Origin of the sequence: Pseudomonas sp. PNPG3 (assembly GCF_023093815.1) — a bacterium.
Taxonomy (GTDB): Bacteria; Pseudomonadota; Gammaproteobacteria; order Pseudomonadales; family Pseudomonadaceae; genus Aquipseudomonas; species Aquipseudomonas asiatica.
Genome location: NZ_JALLKV010000001.1, coordinates 432,856 through 449,121, shown reverse-complemented (window position 1 = coordinate 449,121; position 16,266 = coordinate 432,856). Strand labels below are relative to the sequence as shown.

Below are 16,266 nucleotides of genomic sequence, written 5' to 3'. Positions count from 1 at the left end.
TGCCCGAACACAAGACCCGCATGACCATCAAGAGCCAGACCCACAAAGGCGATGGTTTCAACGAGCTGCGCTTCGAGGACGAACTCGGCAAGGAAGAAGTGTTCATCCATGCCCAGCGGGACCAGAACAATGTAGTCGGCAATGATGAGACCACGCGTGTGGGGCGTAATCGTGTCGAGCAGGTCGGCAATGATGAGCACTTGAATATCGGCAATGACTTCCGCCAGGAAACCGGGGGTGACCATACCCAGCTCATTGGGCAAACCTGCCACGTAGACATCAAGCAGGACCTGATCGAGAAGATAGGCAACGACCGTAGCGAATCAACAGGGGCCAATCACCGGGCCCTTGTCGGGAAAGACGCCGAGCTGGTCGTCAAAGGTACGCAAAAGGTCACCGTCGGGCAGGGCATCGAGCAACATACGACGATCTATCAGCTGCGCGCCAGTGAGCGCATCGAGTTCAGAACCGCGGGCGGCAGCATTGTGCTGGACGGGCAGGGCATCACTATCAACGGGCTGAAGCTCGAGCTGTTGGGGCAAACCAGCGCGGCTGCGTCAGGGACTGGAAACAGCCAGCCACTTACGCTTGCGCCTGACGCCAGCAACAAGTGCGAGGCCAAGGCCTGATGCGCACTGACAACCTGGCGAGGCTCATCGAAAGCCATCATGGGGCGCACTTGTACTGCCATGTGCTGATAGATCCGCTTGCGACTGCTCACGATGGCGACCACGCCGTGCTTGCCCCGCTGCGCAATGCCCTGGGTGAGCAGGCATTGACCCGTGTGCACCGGGCCGACCTGGCCCATGCCCCCCAACTGCATCCCGTACTGGTCTGCTTGGCTTCGCCCGGCATGGTCCCCAGTCGCCGTCTGCTGGAACTGACCGCCCGAGCGGCGCAGAGGGCGTTGTTTCAGCAACGGCGTTACCTGTGTGGCTGGCTGTTCAGTGAGGCGCCTTCGGCCACTGTCGCGTCCCATCTCACGGCCTTGTGTCGGCTACCCGATTCCAATCGGGAATTTGGCTGCTACCCGGTCTACGAACCCGTCCGGCTGGAGTTGCTTGCGGCGACGTTCGAGCGGCTTGAACAAGGCCCATGGTGGCCGATCAGTGACTGGTTGTTCCTGAGTAGCGGTGGGAGGTTGGCAAGCCTGAAAGGGCAGAGCGGGCAGCGACACCCTTTGCCGACCCCTGCGCGGCGAATTCAGGATGACGTGGGGCTGATCGAATGTGTGCTGGCTACCTGGAGAGTGTTGCGGGCGGGTTCGCAGCACATCAATCAGTGTCAGATTCCACCGTTTGCTGCGGTGCGTGCTTCGAACCATATCGATGATGCACGCAGGTTGGGCCTGAGCGCGATGGAGGACATCGTGGCCTTCGCTCTCCATCACCTGTGCATTCACCCGAGGCTGCATACCGTGCCTGCGGTGGGCGAAATGATCGATGCAGCGGCCAGAGGTCAGGCGCCTCTTGCCGCGTTGCTCGCCCGCTACTCCGAGGCGCAATGGCGCCAACTGATCGAATGCCTGCCGAAATCCGAGAATCGCTCATGACCATCAGCCAACGTATTGCCCTCGCGATCGCCGAAGCCGGGCTGCCGCACGACCAGTGCATGTTCTGCGAGCGCCAGGGCCTGCCGATCCTGCCGCTGCGCCGCGCCCTGGTGCCCGATGCCCGCCCCGAGTGTGTCTCCACCGTGGCGGATAACCGGCATATCTCGACAAAGATCGGCTTGCGCACCTTGCGCAGGGGCTTCCTGTATGTGCTGCTCGACCAGCAGGTCTGGCATGCCTATGCCGTCAGCGAGCAAGGTCATCTGCGCCGCTTCAACCCTTACGAGCCGCCAGATGGCCCGCCTTCGCCGCTGCCCGAAAAATGCGTGAACGCAGATCACGACATTCCTTCGGCCTTTCTCAACCTCGATACCGGCAGGTACACCAGCGCCTGGCTGGCCTTCTCCAGTGACGCCTGGCCGGTGAGCGTGCTGAACGCCTACAAGAGCGGCGCGTCGCCTGCGCATCGCTTCGAGGGCCTGGACCTGATCCAGGCCCGCAACAATCCCGAACTGCTGGGCATCGCCATGACGCCCGATAAGCTTGGGGTCGACCAGCAGGTGTTCGAATATGCCCAGCATGGCTGTGCCCCCTTCGACAGTGCGCATGGCTTCCACAGCCGCTGGTTGCGCCGGTTCGCCCTGCGAGGGTATCTGGTCAATGCGATCAACCGGCACAAGCTGGAAAACGGCGTGCTGGCAGTGGTGCTCGACGACACTGTCGGGCTGATTCAGGAGTACAACCATCAGCGGCTGAACTGGGTACTGAAGCGTCAGGCCTGGCGTGAAGACCCGATGCGCGCCTATCAGCTGCAGACCTCGCAGATCCTGCAGATCATTCGTGCCACGCACAGGGAATGGGCGGCGCAGAAGGTGCCGTCGCTGGAACCGATGACGGGTGATGGGCCGCCGGTGTTCACCGACCCGGCAGTCGAGCGGCAGCTGTTGGTCGAGCGTGCACAGCAGGAGAGTGACGAGCGGCTTGAAGAGCGCTACCACGAACCGCAGCGGGCCGCCTTCCAGGCCGAGTACGACCAGCAGGAACGTGAGTTTCAGCGTTACATCGACAAGGACGCGCAGGCGTACGTTGCCTTGTTCGATACGCCCATGTTCAAGGTGGCCGAGGCATACGACTACGACGGTAACGATCGTGAGTCCGGGGTGGCCTACGCCAAGACCATGGCACTGTGCCTGGGCGGTGGGGTTACGGAAGCTGTCGTCCCCCGCCTTGAACCGCATGTTCCCGCTTCCGGCACCAGCGAACTGCTCTGGCTGAAATGGCTGCAGGACCCTGACAGCCCGCCCTACCGCGCCTTGCTGATGCGCGACCAGGCACTGCTGGCCGGGCTGCTGCCCAGTTTCTCCGCCACAGAAGCGATCAACTGGAACGACAGCGACAAGCTTTACGGCATGCTGAGCAAGATCATCGCCAGCGATGACGCCGGCCTGCGCACGCGCAATACCCTCAAGCAGGCCATTGCTGAAACGCAGGGTGCGCTCAATGCGGCCAGTCAGCGGCTGGCGCCATGTCTGTCGCCAGGTATTCAGAAGGCTGTGCGGCATTTGAACAGCGCCACGCAGTTTCTCTACAACGGCGTCCATCTGATCGAGTTGGAAGTGAAGATGAAGCTGGGCGAGTACTACGCCTTGCAGAGCGCCCACCTCCGGGAGTTGCAGCACAAGGCCAACGCGTCGATCGCCGAGGCGCGGGACCGGATGCACCGCAATATCGATGACTTCGAGTTTGGCTCGATGAAGGCCATGCGCAAGGTGCGGCCGATCATCCAGCATGGCTTGATGAGCCTTGCAATGCTCGACCCGCGGTTCACCAATACGATGATCAGCGTGACGGTGTGGGTCGAGGGCAAGGCCGAGGAAGTGCATGGGCGGTTGTTCAAGGAGGCCAGCATGGGGGTAACCCAGGCGAGCAGCGCGGCACAGCTTGCCTTGGTGAATATCTCGGTGGCGGCGGGGACGTTGGAAACCGATGCGCGCAGGTTGTTGCACGGGATGAAGATCACGACGCAGCAGGCGGCTCGATTGGTAAAAACCGGTTTTTCTGGGTTACGCGGGATTGCTGGCAGCTGGGAGGTCCTGCTGGCGATAGGCGGGTTGTATTTACAGCAGGACAGCCTGGGCAGGAATCAGGAAAAGGCGGAAACGGAGATCGGGCCGAAGGCGCATGAGGCCAGGTTGGCATTGCAAGGATCGTACTTGGGAATATTGGGAGGGAGTATCGAGCTAATAGGGCTCTTGTTGAACTCAAGTACTAAGCATACTGGAATATCGTGGGCTAAGGGCGCCTCAGAAACTGGAGTGTCGCTGATAAAAATCGGTGCGATGATAGGTGCAATAACCGGGGTTTTGGATACGGCACAAGCATTTTCTGCCGCTAACCGTACACGAGCAGCTGGGGACAACCTAGCAGCGAGGAATTATTTTAGTGCAGGTCTTGTGTACATCTCTTCAACTGGAATGTTTGTCTATGCAATTTTCAAACCCGTCCTATTAGGGCCTTTAGGTCTGGCTATCGTACTGGCTCTCATCGCTTACGCATTTGCCAAGTCAGCTGAAGAAAGCGAATCTAATGCATTAGAGCGCTGGGTGCGACGCTGCTGCTTTGGGACTAACGATGAAAATCCGGTCGTGTCTTGGAAGACACCTGAATATGCAGATATAGCGTTTGCAGAGCTCAATGCCGCCACGCTCGGCGTACATGCGGCGATTCATTTCGAATCCAAGCGTTTAAGCGACCCGGCCACTTCTAAGATTGGTGGGTTGCTTAGCTTGGAACTAGAGCAAAAGCTAAAATTCCAAATCATATTGCCCAAATACCGTGATGAGCATTCGGCCTATCGTTTGATGCTTGTTGTACATCGTCATGGTGACGGAACCTTCCCCGACTTCAGTGGCGGAGAGACTGTTGTTCTTGATGAATACCAACCTGTCCGAGCCGAGGCGCTTACCAAAGCGGCAACATTCCATGACTTTTTTCAGCCGAGGTTGCCCGATTATAAGAGTGATATTTTAGTTGAAAAAATACTACGGTCGCCTAGCCAAAATGAGCCGCATATGTCTTGGCTAGAAATTACGGGGGCTGTGAATCTGATAGCTACGATTGGGTCGCATACCATTAGAGCCGCGACACTGCTAATAAGTTATTGGCCGGATAGAAGGCTGCCAGACGCATATGTTGAGGTCTGCATTAAGGAGGCTAACGAATGAAAACTAAGCCCAGGATCCTTTCGGAGCGAGCTCTGTGTTGGAGTCATGATCTGCCTGGTGTCAGTTCGGATGAAGCTCCGCGCTTAAGCTTTGAAGATATAGATCCGCCACCAAACTACTGTGATGATGTGTTCCTGGAGCTTCCCCGATCTACTGTCAGTTTGCGTGGTGTCGCAGTGCTGATAGGGGGACCAATTCTGGTTTTTTCTGTGGGTGCATTAATCTACATGCATTGGAGGTTTTTTGGTATCTACTGGTCGAATAATTGGGGCGTTGACATCCTCTCATCGCTAGCGATTTTGATTGGCATGTGGGCTACTGCGACATATGTAAAAATGGACCTATTGCTCCCACGGGACGAACCCATTCGCTTCAATCGCCTACGACGCAAAATCTATCTCTATCAATTCAGATTCCACTACATCTATCTGTTCAGCCGCAAACACTGGGGCGTCAAACCGGTCGCCTACAACTGGGACGACGTAACCGCCGAAGTCTACCGAGTCTACGCCCCAGGCCACGGTGGCCTGATCGAGAACGTCATGCTGTCGGTCCGCAACCCGGAAACCAACGAAGTCATCGACCGCGTCTTCTTCACCCACGACCTGTATCACGGCGAAGCCTACTGGGCCATCGCCCGGCTATTCATGCAGCAAGGTCCCGAAGCCCTGCCGAAGTTCGTGCACCCACCCCGTGACTGGAACGATGACGATGGCCTGAGCCACATGCATTGCCTGGCACCCAAGGTTAATTGGCCAGAGGAGATAGACCGTGAATCTCGCACCGGGCCATCAGAAGGAGAGGCCCAATGAATCCTGTCGTACTTGTAGGCCATCGACATGTCTGTCCGCTGCATGGCATCAACGAAGTGGAAAGCGGCAGTGCCACGTACACCTTCAATGGCAGGGCGGTTGCCAGGGTGGGGGATCGGACCACGTGCGGTGCCGTGATTGAGAGTGGAGCCGAGCATTTCCTGATTGAGGGCGCGGCTGTGGCGCGTAAAGGAGACCGGACGGATCACGGTGGTGTGCTGGAGGAGGGCGATGATGGGTGGATGCTGGACTGATCAAATGTCTCTTGTACAAGATCGGGCCCACAGATCTCTGTGCGGCTTTGGCCGCGAACACCGACGCAGCCGGATGGGTTTGCTATCTCGGTGTTGACACCGAGTGCGCCGCGCCACCATTATCCAGCCATATCCACGCAACGGGCTTGCCGGCATGTCCATTTCCAACCACGCCATTTTCGCTTCGGGCTTCATCGCCCAGGCAGGCGCGTGCGTTGCCGTTGCCAAGAAATCCAAGAAACAGCCGCTCATCTGACCGAGGCGCGCTGTCTCGTCAGGTGGGCTGACGAGACAGAAGGCGCCAGGTATCCCTGCCAGACCACTTCGACTCTCCGCCCTGCTGACGCTGACTTTCGGTCAACATCAGGAGTTTCTGCATGTCGAATTTCCGTGGTATCTGGATTGCCCTCGTCACGCCATTGCGCGCCAATGAAGTCGACTTCGCCGCCCTGGAAAAACTGGTGAAGAAGCTGCTCGAAGAGGGTGTGGCCGGTTTTGTGGTATGCGGTACCACGGGCGAGGCGGCGGCGCTGTCCAAGGCCGAACAACTGGCTGTGCTGGATGCCGTGCTGGCCTGGGTGGAGCCGGGCAGGGTGGTGATGGGCCTGTCGGGCTACAACTTGCGCGAGCTGTTGGCCTTCCAGGCTGAAATCCAGCGGCGTGAGATTGGCGGGCTGCTGGTCCCTGCGCCGTGCTACATCCGGCCTTCGCAGGCCGGCATCGAAGCGTTCTTCAGCACCGTGGCAGATGCCGCCAGCGTACCGGTGATCGTCTACGACATACCCTACCGCACCGGGGTACGTATCGAGCGTGAAACCCTGCGCCGCATCGTGCGCCACCCGCGCATCGCGGCGGTGAAGGACTGCGGCGGTGACAGCGAGACCACCATGGCACTGATCCAGGACGGCCACGCCCAGGTGCTGGCCGGTGAGGACGTGCAGATCTTCAACAACCTGTGCCTGGGTGGCGCAGGGGCCATTTCGGCTTCGGCGCATGTGCGGGCCGACCTGTACGTGCGCATGCTGCAGCAGGTCGACCATGGCGACTGGGTAGCCGCGCGCGGCACGTTCTACCAATTGCTGCCTTGGATGAAGATGGCCTTTGCCGAGCCCAACCCGGCTGTGGTCAAGGCGGCCTTGCAGCTACAGGGGCTGATGAGCGACGAACTGCGAGAGCCCATGCAGCCGTGCACCGAGATGACCCGGGGCAAGCTGCAAGGCGTGCTGGATTCGCTCGGTGCTTGAGATAGAACGGCACATAACTCATTGAATCAGCAAGGCCCCTGTGGGAGCGGCTTTAGCCGCGAACACCGGCGCAGCCGGTGCCATGCAGCGCGTTGGATTCTTCGCGGCTAAAGCCGCTCCCACAGGGTACGCGGATCGCTTGCTTCTGAATCTATGAGAACGACCTGGCCTCACCAATCAGGATGTCTTCGAAAAACGCCCCGACCGGCTCGCTAGGGTGGCACAACTGGATCTCCAGCACCCACACCACTTCGCTCGGGACGATTTCCACCTCGGCCAGTTTGTCCTGCCCATACAGCACATGCGGGAAGTCGGCGATGCGATGCCCGGCCAGGTTGCGCTCCAGCTGCCAGCCTTTTACCTGGGCACTGCGCTCGGCGAAGTCGTACAGTTCGCGCCCGGTCAGGCCACGGCCCCAGGCCTGGCGGGTTTCGTCGAACACCTCATGCAGTGCCTTGACGCAGGCGTGGTGCAGCTCGTGCTGGCCGAACACGAAGGTGTCGCCATAGTCGCCCTCATAGCCATCCCATACCGGGCCGACGTCGACCACGACGATATCCGTAGTACGTAATACACGTTGCAGATCAATGCCTTGGCGCGGCGTGCGCACGGTGTCGTCGCCAAAGCGGATGTAGGTCGGGTGCCAGGTGTGCGATGCACCCATCGCCTGCAAGGTTTGCGCGGCCATCTCCAGCGCCTGGGCAGTGGTCATGCCGACTTTCAGCTGGTTCGCTATCGCAGCAACGGCCCGCACCGACTGCTCGCGGGCAGCGAGCATGCCGTCCAGCGAGTAGCGTGGGCCGACTTTTTCCAGCTCCGGGTGCAACGGGCTGGCTGTTGAAGCCTCTGGCGCCAGTGTGCCGCTGGCAACGAAAGCCTCCGCGACAAAACGATGGGGCTGCAGGCCTGCTGCGAGGCACTGCTCGCGAACCTGGCTGATCATCGTGGCATTGCCGCAGGCATAGACCTGGGTGTCGGCCCAGCGATGGGCCTGGGCCAGCGCCACCTGCTGCACGCGCGCCTGGTCCGACAGCACCGGGTGCCAGCGAAAGTGAGCGTGTGCACGGCTGGCCTGGTCGAGAAACTCACGGTCATAGAAGTCGGCGTCCGATCTGCCGCCCCAGTACAACGTGACCTCGGCATCACCTGCCAGGGCGGTCAGCAGCAATGGCTTGATGCCGGCGTAACCTGTACCGGTGGCGAACAGTACCAGGGGGCGCTGGGCCTCGTGCTGCCAGGTGCAGGCACCCACCGGTCCTTCCAGTTTCAAGGTGTCACCTGCTTGCAGGGTTGGCAGCAGGAGTTCGGTAAACAGGCCGCCACTGACCTTGCGGATGTGAAACACCAGTTTCCCCTGGTCCCGGTCGGGCAGGTTGGCGATGGAAAAACAGCGGCTGTCGCCGTTGGCGAGCCGAAAGCGCACGTACTGGCCAGCCCGTACCGCCAACGGCTGCGCAGGCTGAAGCACCAGTTCGACGATATCGGCGCTCAGTTCGCGTTTGCCATGAACCTGCGCGTGGATTTCCAGCGCCTGGGTTTCCAGGGACCAGCCGGGGATTTCCAGGCGCATGTCGCTGCAGGCGTGGCTCTGGCACAGCAACATTTCGTCGGCGGCGAGGGGGTAGCAGGGCGCGGGCATGTCTGCCGTCCGCTGCTTGTCCCGATACTGCCCCGACACCACCTTGACCTTGCACGAGCCGCAGGCGCCGCGGCGGCATGAGAAGGGCACCGGCAGACCGCTGGCGAGCATGGCATCGAGCAGCAGCTCCTGGCTGGCGTCGAAGGTTTTGCCCGAGGGCGACAATTCAATCACGTGGCGGTTCTGCATAGGCACCTCGGGGCAAGTGGAGGTTCGATTGTTGCTATAGTCCAGGACCAGTAGAACCTCCAGTTTCGGTTAATTCACATGGTCCAGCTTCGCAAATGGCAGCCGCTGCTCAAGCTCGACGGGGCGCAGCCGCAGGCTTCGTACAGGCAGATCGTCGAGGGCCTGGTAGCCGCTATCACCGAGGGCCGCCTGCGCCCCGGCACGCCGTTGCCTGGCACGCGGGAAATGGCGCAACTGCTGAACGTCAATCGCAAGACGGTGATCCTCGCCTACGAGGAAGCCGAGACCAAGGGCTGGCTGGAAAGCGTGCAGCGCCGTGGCACCTTCGTCAGTCGGCAGCTGGCGGCTGGCACCCTGACCGAGCCCGACGCAGCGCAGCCCTTTGCCCTGGTGCTCCAGGAGGAGCCTGCCGTTGCCTACTTCGCGGCCAACGAACAGGCTGCCGCGCAGCAGGATCGGCCGGGTGCGCTGTTCTTCGACAACGGTGCCTGTGACCACCGCCTGCTGCCGCAGACCGTTCTGCACCGCTATTACCGTAATGCCTTGCGCAACAGCTTTGCCGCCAACACCGTGCGCCATGGCAGCGCGTGCAGCAGCCACTCCCTGCGCAGCGCCTTGGCCGACATGCTGCGGCACAATCGCAGCCTGAACGTTGGCGCCGAGCATATCTGCCTGACCCAGGGCGTGCAGATGTCGCTGTACCTGGTGGCCAGCGTGCTGCTCAAGCCCGGTGACGTTGTGCTGGTAGAGCGCCTGAGCTATCCGCCTGCGTGGGAGATCTTCCGCCAGCTGGGCGCCCGGCTGGTCACCGTAGAACTGGATGAGGAGGGCTGTCGGGTCGAGCAGATCGATGCATTGTGCCGGCTGCACCAGGTACGCATGCTGTACATCACACCCCATCACCAGTTCCCGACCACGGTCAGCCTGCCTGCCGGGCGCCGGCAGCAGTTGCTGGAACTGGCGCGGCAGCACGACTTCTGCGTGGTCGAGGAAGACTACGACCATGAATACCACTTTGCCGGGAGGCCTTACCTGCCGCTGGCCAGCGACCGTCAGCAGCGGCATGTGATCTACATTGGCTCATTGTCCAAGTCCTTGGGCAGTACGTTCCGTTGCAGTTTCATCGTGGCGCCGGCGGAGGTGGCCGCAGCGCTCGAACGCAGGGCGACGCTGACCCTGGGGCAGGGCGATGCGGTGATGCAGCAGATGCTGGCGGACTTGATCAATGATGGCGAACTGAAGAAGCACTTGCGTCGGGTCACCCGGGAGTATCGCCGACGTCGAGAGACACTGTTGGTTTGCTTGCGCGATGCCTTTGGCGAGCAGGTAACCGTGCGCGAGCCGGAAGGTGGGCTGGCGCTGTGGGTGAGGTTTGCTGACGAGATCAATGTGGATCAGTTGGTTGGCAAGGCGTTGGAGTTGGACCTGGTGGTACGCAGTGGCCGGCAGTTTTCGCCGTTTGGTCATGCGGAAAATGCCTTGCGCCTCGGGTTCGCCTCGCTGGACATGGATGAAATCCGGCTGGCTACACAACGTTTGGCGCAGGCGGCGAAGGCGATTACCGGGTAGTAGAATGGACAGCCTGCCTGGCAGTCCTGACCAGCGACGAAGTTGCCTATATCACCGGGCAGAACAATAGCGTCGCGCGCAGCGTCTTGCCGCCGTCAATGCGCAGCCGTCGGCAGCATGCCCGAGCCCTGGGCCTTGTGCGCGGCTTCTATCAGCTGCAGGTTGCGGCTGCGCAGGGCGTGATTGTTGCCAACACGCAGGTTGGAGCGAAGCGCCAGGGTTTCGGCCTGTTCATACTGCCCTTGCTGAAGGCGCAAAACACCAAGGTAGTGCAATGTTGCCGGGTTGTTCGGCTGAATGTGCAGCGCACGCTCCAGGGTGGCCGCCGCCTGGTCCAGCTGGCCGTCGGCATACTGTTGCGAGGCGGTTTCGATCAGCACCGTCGAAGCATTGTTGCTGCGTGTGGGCGCGTAGCGTTCGCCGGCCAGTGCGCCCTGTGCCGTGATTGCGCTGAACAACAGGAGCAGGGCTGACAGAACAGGTGTGCTGGGCATCGGCGGAAGACTCGGCAGGGCTTGGGCGGGCCAGGTTGGAGGGCGAGGGGATGCTATCGACCGAATTGGAGCGTTGAAGTTCCCGCCTGGTCGGCTTGTTGCCCGTTGCCGGTATGTGCCTCGACAACATCTGTTCGGTTACCGCCCATAACCGCACTCCGGCGCCTCAAGCCTGGGGTAGTACCTCCGATAGCAGCACACCCACCGTCGAATCATCGACCAGAAGTGGTGCCAACAAGGAGTACTGCCCCCATGCTTGCCAACCTGAAGATCCGCACCGGAATGTTCTGGGTGCTGTCGCTGTTCAGCGTGACCCTGCTGTTTTCCACCGTCAGTGCCTGGCGGGCGGCGGTGGGCAGCGACCAGCAGATCACCGAACTGGACCAGACCGCGCACCAGTCGGACCGGTTGAACAATGCGTTGCTGATGGCGATTCGCGCCAGTGCCAATGTGTCCTCGGGCTTCATCGAGCAGCTGGGTGGTCATGAGGAAAGCGCCAACAAGCGCATGGCGCTGTCGGTCGAGCTGAACGACAAGAGCCAGAAGCTGGTGGACGAGTTTGTCGAAAACGCCCGCGAGCCTGCGCTGCACGCACTGGCAACGGCACTGCAGGCCACCTACGGCGAGTATGCCAAGGCGGTCGCCGGGCAGCGTGAGGCAACCCGTCAACGTTCACTCGAGCAGTATTTCAAGGTCAACACCGACGCCGGCAACGCCATGGGCCGGCTGCAGGCGCTGCGCCAGCAGCTGGTTGGCGCATTGAGTGAGCGCGGTCAGCAGATCATGCTGGAATCCGACCGGCGCCTGGCGCGCGCCCAACTGCTGAGTCTGGGGCTGCTGGGCGTGACGTTGGTGTTGGCGGTGCTGTGCTGGGCCTTTATTGCCCAGCGCGTGCTGCACCCGCTGCGCGAAGCTGGCCGGCACTTCCAGCGCATTGCCGGCGGCGACCTGAGCGTGCCGGTGCAGGGGCAGGGCAGTAACGAGATCGGCCAGCTGTTCCATGAACTTGAGCGCATGCAGCAGAGCCAGCGCGACACCCTGGGGCAGATCAGCAACTGTGCCAGGCAGCTGGACGCAGCCGCCACGGCGCTGAATATGGTCACCGAGGAAAGCGCCAACAACCTGCGCCAGCAGGGCCAGGAGCTGGAGCAGGCCGCTACCGCCGTTACCGAAATGACCACGGCCGTTGAGGAGGTTGCGCGCAATGCCATCACCACCTCGCAGACCACCAGCGAATCCAACCAGCTGGCGGCGCAAAGCCGCCGGCAAGTCAACGACAACATCGACGGCACCGAGGCCATGACTCGGGAGATCCAGGCCAGCAGCGCGCATCTGGAGCAACTGGTCGGGCAGGTGCGGGACATCGGCAAAGTGCTGGAAGTGATTCGCTCGGTGTCCGAGCAAACCAACCTGCTGGCACTCAATGCCGCCATCGAGGCCGCCCGTGCGGGCGAGGCCGGGCGCGGCTTTGCGGTGGTGGCTGATGAAGTGCGTACACTGGCTTACCGCACGCAGCAGTCGACCCAGGAAATCGAACAGATGATCGGGCGCGTGCAGGCGGGTACCGAAGCGGCCATGACCTCGATGCAGGCCAGTACCAGCCGCGCCCAGTCGACGCTGGACGTGACCCTGGCCTCGGGGCAGGTGCTTGAGGGTATCTACAGTGCGATCGGCGAGATCAACGAGCGTAACCTGGTGATTGCCAGCGCAGCCGAAGAGCAGGCCCAGGTGGCGCGAGAGGTAGACCGCAACCTGCTGAACATTCGCGAGTTGTCGACATCCTCGGCTGCGGGGGCGCAGCAGACCAGTGAGGCGAGCAAGGCGTTGTCGGGGTTGGTGGGGGAGATGGCGGCGTTGGTGGCGCGGTTCAGGGTTTGAGGTTTGGCGGGCACCAGACTGTGGCAGTGGGCGCGCCCGCGAACACCGGCGTAGCCGGTGCCTTCCACCGCGTCGCCTGCTTCGCGGGTAAACCCGCTCCCACAGGGACCCCACCAGCTGAAGGAATGCGCCATACCTGTGGGAGCGGGCGCGCCCGCGAACACCGGCGCAGCCGGTGCCATCCACGGCGTCGCCTGCTTCGCGGGCATGCCCGCTCCCACAGGGACCCCACCAGCTGAAGGAATGCGCCATACCTGTGGGAGCGGGCGCGCCCGCGAACACCGGCGCAGCCGGTGCCATCCACGGCGTCGCCTGCTTCGCGGGCATGCCCGCTCCCACAGGGAGCCCATCAGCTGAAGAAATGCGCCGTACCTGTGGGAGCGGGTTTACCCGCGAACACCGGCGCAGCCGGTGCCATCAACCGCATCGCCCGGTTCGAGGGCACGCCATCTGCGCTTTCAGTTATCGATCGTGCTTCGAAGAGGAGCGCCCGGCCTTGTTGTGTTCCTTGGAATGGGCAATGCCGGACCGGGTAGTGCCACGGCCGTTGTCATCATTGCGCAGGCTTCCATAGTGATTGCCGCTCTCGCCATGGTTGCGGGTGGCCTTGCCTGCATGATCACTCTCGTAGCCGGCGCCATTACCGTTGAACCCACCTTTGCCACCGCCATTGCCATTACCTTTGGCATATGCGGAACCAATCGGCGAGACATCGGCAGGCAACAATGCAGTTACGCCGAGCGCCAGCGCACAGGTAAAGACGGCTACCAGGGTTTTTTTCATGTTTGTTCGCTTCCAAAAGGCGCAGGGGGGAAATTTGAGTGCGGATACGACATAAGGTTGCCTTTTAAGTTCCGCAGTGCGCAGCCTTTCGACGAAGCGGCTGCCAGGCCCTTTCAGTACCTGGCAGCCTTAAGCTCATCGATCATTCTTGGAGGAGTTTTGTACCGCGCCGCTCAGCCCCTTGGCATTGTGATCACCGGGCGTAGTCCCCGAGATAGCGGTAGATTTCGTCAAGCCGCGAGTATCCTTGGACTGGGCAATGCCTGAGGTGGTGGTCCCATGGCCGTTGTCCTGGTTACGTGAGCTTCCATAATGATTGCCGCTCACACCATGATCGCGCGTAGCCTTGCCGGCATGATCACCCGCGAGACCCGCACCATTGCCAGTACCATTGTGCCCACCCATGCCGGCGCCACGTCCACCGCCATTGCCGCCGCCGTGGCCACCACCACCACCGTGGCCGCCACCGCCACCGCCACCGCCACCGCCACCGCCTTTGGCATACGCGGAACCCATCGGCGAGATATCGGCAGGTAACATTGCCGTCGCGCCGAATGCCAGAGCACACGCAAAGACGGCCACCAGGGTTTTTCTCATGTTGTTTCGCCTCCAACGGCGCAGGTAGAGCTCAGGTGCTGGTAAGACAAGCAGCGGCTTTGCAAGTTCTGTCGTCCTGACAAAAGGATCGTGGTCCATGACTGCTCAGATCTCGACCTGGGTGCCAAGCTCGATCACCCGGTTCAGCGGCAGCTTGAAGTACTTCAGGTTGCTGTTGGCATTCTTCAGCAGGAAGACAAACAGGTGCTCACGCCAGCGGGCCATGCCCATTTGCCTGCCTGCAATGACCGTCTCCCGGCTGAGGAAATAAGTGGTGCGCATGGGGCCGAACTCAAGGTCCGCACGCTGACAGCGGCTTAACGCCAACGGCACGTCGGGCTCCTCCATGAAGCCGAAATGCAGGCTCATGCGGAAGAAACCATCACCAAATTCCTCGACCTCAAAGCGCTTGCCAGCGTTGACCCGTGGCTCGTCCTCGAACACGACGGTCAACAGCACCACTTGTTCATGCAGTACCTGGTTATGCAGCAGGTTGTGCAGCAAGGCGTGAGGCACCGCCTCGGGCCTGGCGGACAGGAATACGGCAGTACCGCCCACGCGGTGAGGCGGCTGGGCCTTGAGGCTGGTAATGAACAGGTCCAGCGGCAGCGAACTTTCGTCCAGCCGCTCGACGATCATCCGTCGCCCGCGCTTCCAGGTAGTCATCAGGGTGAACAGTGCAAGGCCGGCAATCACCGGAAATGCACCGCCCTGGAGGATCTTCGGCGCATTGGCGGCGAAATACAGGCTATCGACCAGCAGGAATGCCAGCAGCATCGGCAGTGCCAGCCAGCGGGGTGCCTTCCACAGCAACAGCACCACTGCCGAAGCCAGCAGTGTGGTGATCAGCATGGTCCCGGTCACGGCTACGCCATAGGCTGCTGCAAGCGCCCCGGACGACTCGAAGCCGACCACCAGCAGCACCACGCCAACCATCAGTGCCCAGTTCACCATACCGATATAGATCTGCCCCTGTTCCTCGCTGGAGGTGTGCTGGATGAACATGCGCGGTACGTAGCCCAGCTGGATGGCCTGGCGCGTCAGCGAGAACGCACCGGAAATCACGGCCTGGGACGCGATGATGGTGGCCAGCGTGGCCAGCCCGACCATAGGCAGCAGGGCCCATTCGGGCGCCAGCAGGTAAAACGGGTTGCGCACTGCCTGCGGGTCGCCGAGGATCAGTGCGCCCTGGCCGAAGTAGTTCAGTACCAGGCCGGGCAGCACCAGCAGGAACCAGGCCCGGGCGATGGGTTTGCGGCCGAAGTGCCCCATATCGGCGTAGAGCGCTTCGGCGCCGGTCAGCGCCAGCACCACCGCGCCCAGGATCGCCACGCCCATGCCCGGGTGCAGCACGAAGAACTTCACCGCCCAGAGCGGGTTGAGTGCCTGCAGCACCTCCGGGCGCTGGACGATGCCGTGCAGGCCCAGTGCACCCAGCACGACGAACCACAGCACCATGATCGGCCCGAAGAGGATGCCGATGCGCGCGGTGCCATGCTTCTGGATCAGGAACAAGGCCACCAGCACCACCACCGACAGTGGCACGACCCAATGCTCGATACCGTCGAAGGCCAGTTGCAGGCCCTCGACGGCCGATAGCACGGAAATCGCCGGCGTGATCATGCTGTCGCCGTAGAACAGCGCGACGCCGAACAAGCCGAGCAGCACCAGTATCCTGCCCAGGCGCTGGTAGGGCGCCGCCGCCCGATGCGCCAGGGCGGTCAGGGCCATGATGCCACCTTCGCCCTGGTTGTCGGCACGCAGGATGAACAGTACGTACTTTAGCGATACCACCCAGAGCAACGACCAGAACACCAGCGACAGCACTCCGAGTACGCCAGCGGTGTTGGCCTGTACGCCATAGTGCCCGGCGAACACCTCCTTGAGGGTGTACAGCGGGCTGGTGCCGATGTCGCCATACACCACGCCGACAGCGGCGACGAGCATGCCGACAGGGTTGGACTTGGCGGGAAGGGATTGATTTGCGATGACGGTGGGCTGGCTCACGAAAGGTTTCTCTGGACTGGCGGG

Annotated in this window: 13 protein-coding genes and 1 pseudogene; 9 read left to right on the top strand and 5 right to left on the bottom strand. The window is 61.6% G+C overall.

The genetic code is table 11. From position 1 onward, the window contains the following. From MJ643_RS02130 to dapA, 7 genes and pseudogenes are all read left to right on the top strand, one after another. Window positions 1-629, top strand: a pseudogene (locus MJ643_RS02130) (type VI secretion system tip protein VgrG); the annotation flags it as partial. Further along, window positions 629-1,552 carry a hypothetical protein gene (locus MJ643_RS02125; RefSeq protein WP_038409327.1) on the top strand — a complete coding sequence of 308 codons (924 nt, stop codon included), beginning with the start codon at window positions 629-631 and terminating at the stop codon, window positions 1,550-1,552. The pseudogene MJ643_RS02130 and the gene MJ643_RS02125, both read left to right, overlap by 1 nt. Then, window positions 1,549-4,776, top strand: a complete 3,228-nt coding sequence (locus MJ643_RS02120; RefSeq protein ID WP_247726588.1) for a T6SS effector BTH_I2691 family protein — start codon at window positions 1,549-1,551, stop codon at window positions 4,774-4,776. Before MJ643_RS02125 ends, MJ643_RS02120 begins: the two co-directional genes overlap by 4 nt. Then, window positions 4,773-5,588: a DUF6708 domain-containing protein gene (locus MJ643_RS02115; RefSeq protein ID WP_230491498.1), complete on the top strand. Its 816-nt coding sequence runs from the start codon at window positions 4,773-4,775 to the stop codon at window positions 5,586-5,588. Before MJ643_RS02120 ends, MJ643_RS02115 begins: the two co-directional genes overlap by 4 nt. Then, the gene (locus MJ643_RS02110; protein WP_024086811.1) at window positions 5,585-5,842 is read left to right on the top strand and encodes a PAAR domain-containing protein; all 258 of its coding nucleotides are present in this window, start codon (window positions 5,585-5,587) and stop codon (window positions 5,840-5,842) included. The genes MJ643_RS02115 and MJ643_RS02110 overlap by 4 nt, the downstream gene beginning before the upstream one ends. 103 nt (window positions 5,843-5,945) lie before the next feature. Continuing rightward, the gene (locus MJ643_RS02105; RefSeq protein ID WP_023661540.1) at window positions 5,946-6,098 is read left to right on the top strand and encodes a hypothetical protein; all 153 of its coding nucleotides are present in this window, start codon (window positions 5,946-5,948) and stop codon (window positions 6,096-6,098) included. A gap of 121 nt (window positions 6,099-6,219) precedes the next feature. Further along, window positions 6,220-7,086: a 4-hydroxy-tetrahydrodipicolinate synthase gene (gene dapA, locus MJ643_RS02100; RefSeq protein ID WP_013972133.1), complete on the top strand. Its 867-nt coding sequence runs from the start codon at window positions 6,220-6,222 to the stop codon at window positions 7,084-7,086. A gap of 151 nt (window positions 7,087-7,237) precedes the next feature. On the opposite strand, the gene MJ643_RS02095 is transcribed toward dapA, so the two are convergent. Further along, window positions 7,238-8,977 (bottom strand): NAD(P)H dependent flavin oxidoreductase family protein, encoded by a 1,740-nt coding sequence (locus MJ643_RS02095; RefSeq protein ID WP_038409331.1) that lies wholly within the window; start codon window positions 8,975-8,977, stop codon window positions 7,238-7,240. 15 nt (window positions 8,978-8,992) lie between these two features. Here MJ643_RS02095 and MJ643_RS02090 point away from each other — a divergent pair, with 15 nt between their 5' ends. Beyond that, window positions 8,993-10,483, top strand: coding sequence for a PLP-dependent aminotransferase family protein (locus MJ643_RS02090; RefSeq protein ID WP_038409333.1), 1,491 nt, complete (start codon window positions 8,993-8,995; stop codon window positions 10,481-10,483). Between the two features lie 95 nt (window positions 10,484-10,578). Here MJ643_RS02090 and MJ643_RS02085 read toward each other — a convergent pair whose 3' ends face one another. Further along, window positions 10,579-10,977: a tetratricopeptide repeat protein gene (locus tag MJ643_RS02085; protein ID WP_024086815.1), complete on the bottom strand. Its 399-nt coding sequence runs from the start codon at window positions 10,975-10,977 to the stop codon at window positions 10,579-10,581. A 252-nt stretch (window positions 10,978-11,229) separates the two neighbouring features. Here MJ643_RS02085 and MJ643_RS02080 point away from each other — a divergent pair, with 252 nt between their 5' ends. Continuing rightward, window positions 11,230-12,855 carry a methyl-accepting chemotaxis protein gene (locus MJ643_RS02080; RefSeq protein ID WP_024088018.1) on the top strand — a complete coding sequence of 542 codons (1,626 nt, stop codon included), beginning with the start codon at window positions 11,230-11,232 and terminating at the stop codon, window positions 12,853-12,855. 462 nt (window positions 12,856-13,317) lie between these two features. Here MJ643_RS02080 and MJ643_RS02075 read toward each other — a convergent pair whose 3' ends face one another. The 3 genes from MJ643_RS02075 to MJ643_RS02065 all read right to left on the bottom strand — a co-directional run bounded on the left by MJ643_RS02075 (window position 13,318) and on the right by MJ643_RS02065 (window position 16,182). Next, window positions 13,318-13,638, bottom strand: coding sequence for a hypothetical protein (locus MJ643_RS02075; RefSeq protein ID WP_013972138.1), 321 nt, complete (start codon window positions 13,636-13,638; stop codon window positions 13,318-13,320). Between the two features lie 135 nt (window positions 13,639-13,773). After that, entirely contained in the window at window positions 13,774-14,235 is a 462-nt protein-coding gene (locus MJ643_RS02070; protein WP_235208045.1) for a hypothetical protein, read from the bottom strand. A gap of 105 nt (window positions 14,236-14,340) precedes the next feature. Then, on the bottom strand, window positions 14,341-16,182 hold the full coding sequence (locus MJ643_RS02065; protein WP_243899883.1) for a potassium transporter Kup: 1,842 nt from the start codon (window positions 16,180-16,182) through the stop codon (window positions 14,341-14,343). Window positions 16,183-16,266: the final 84 nt, after the last annotated feature.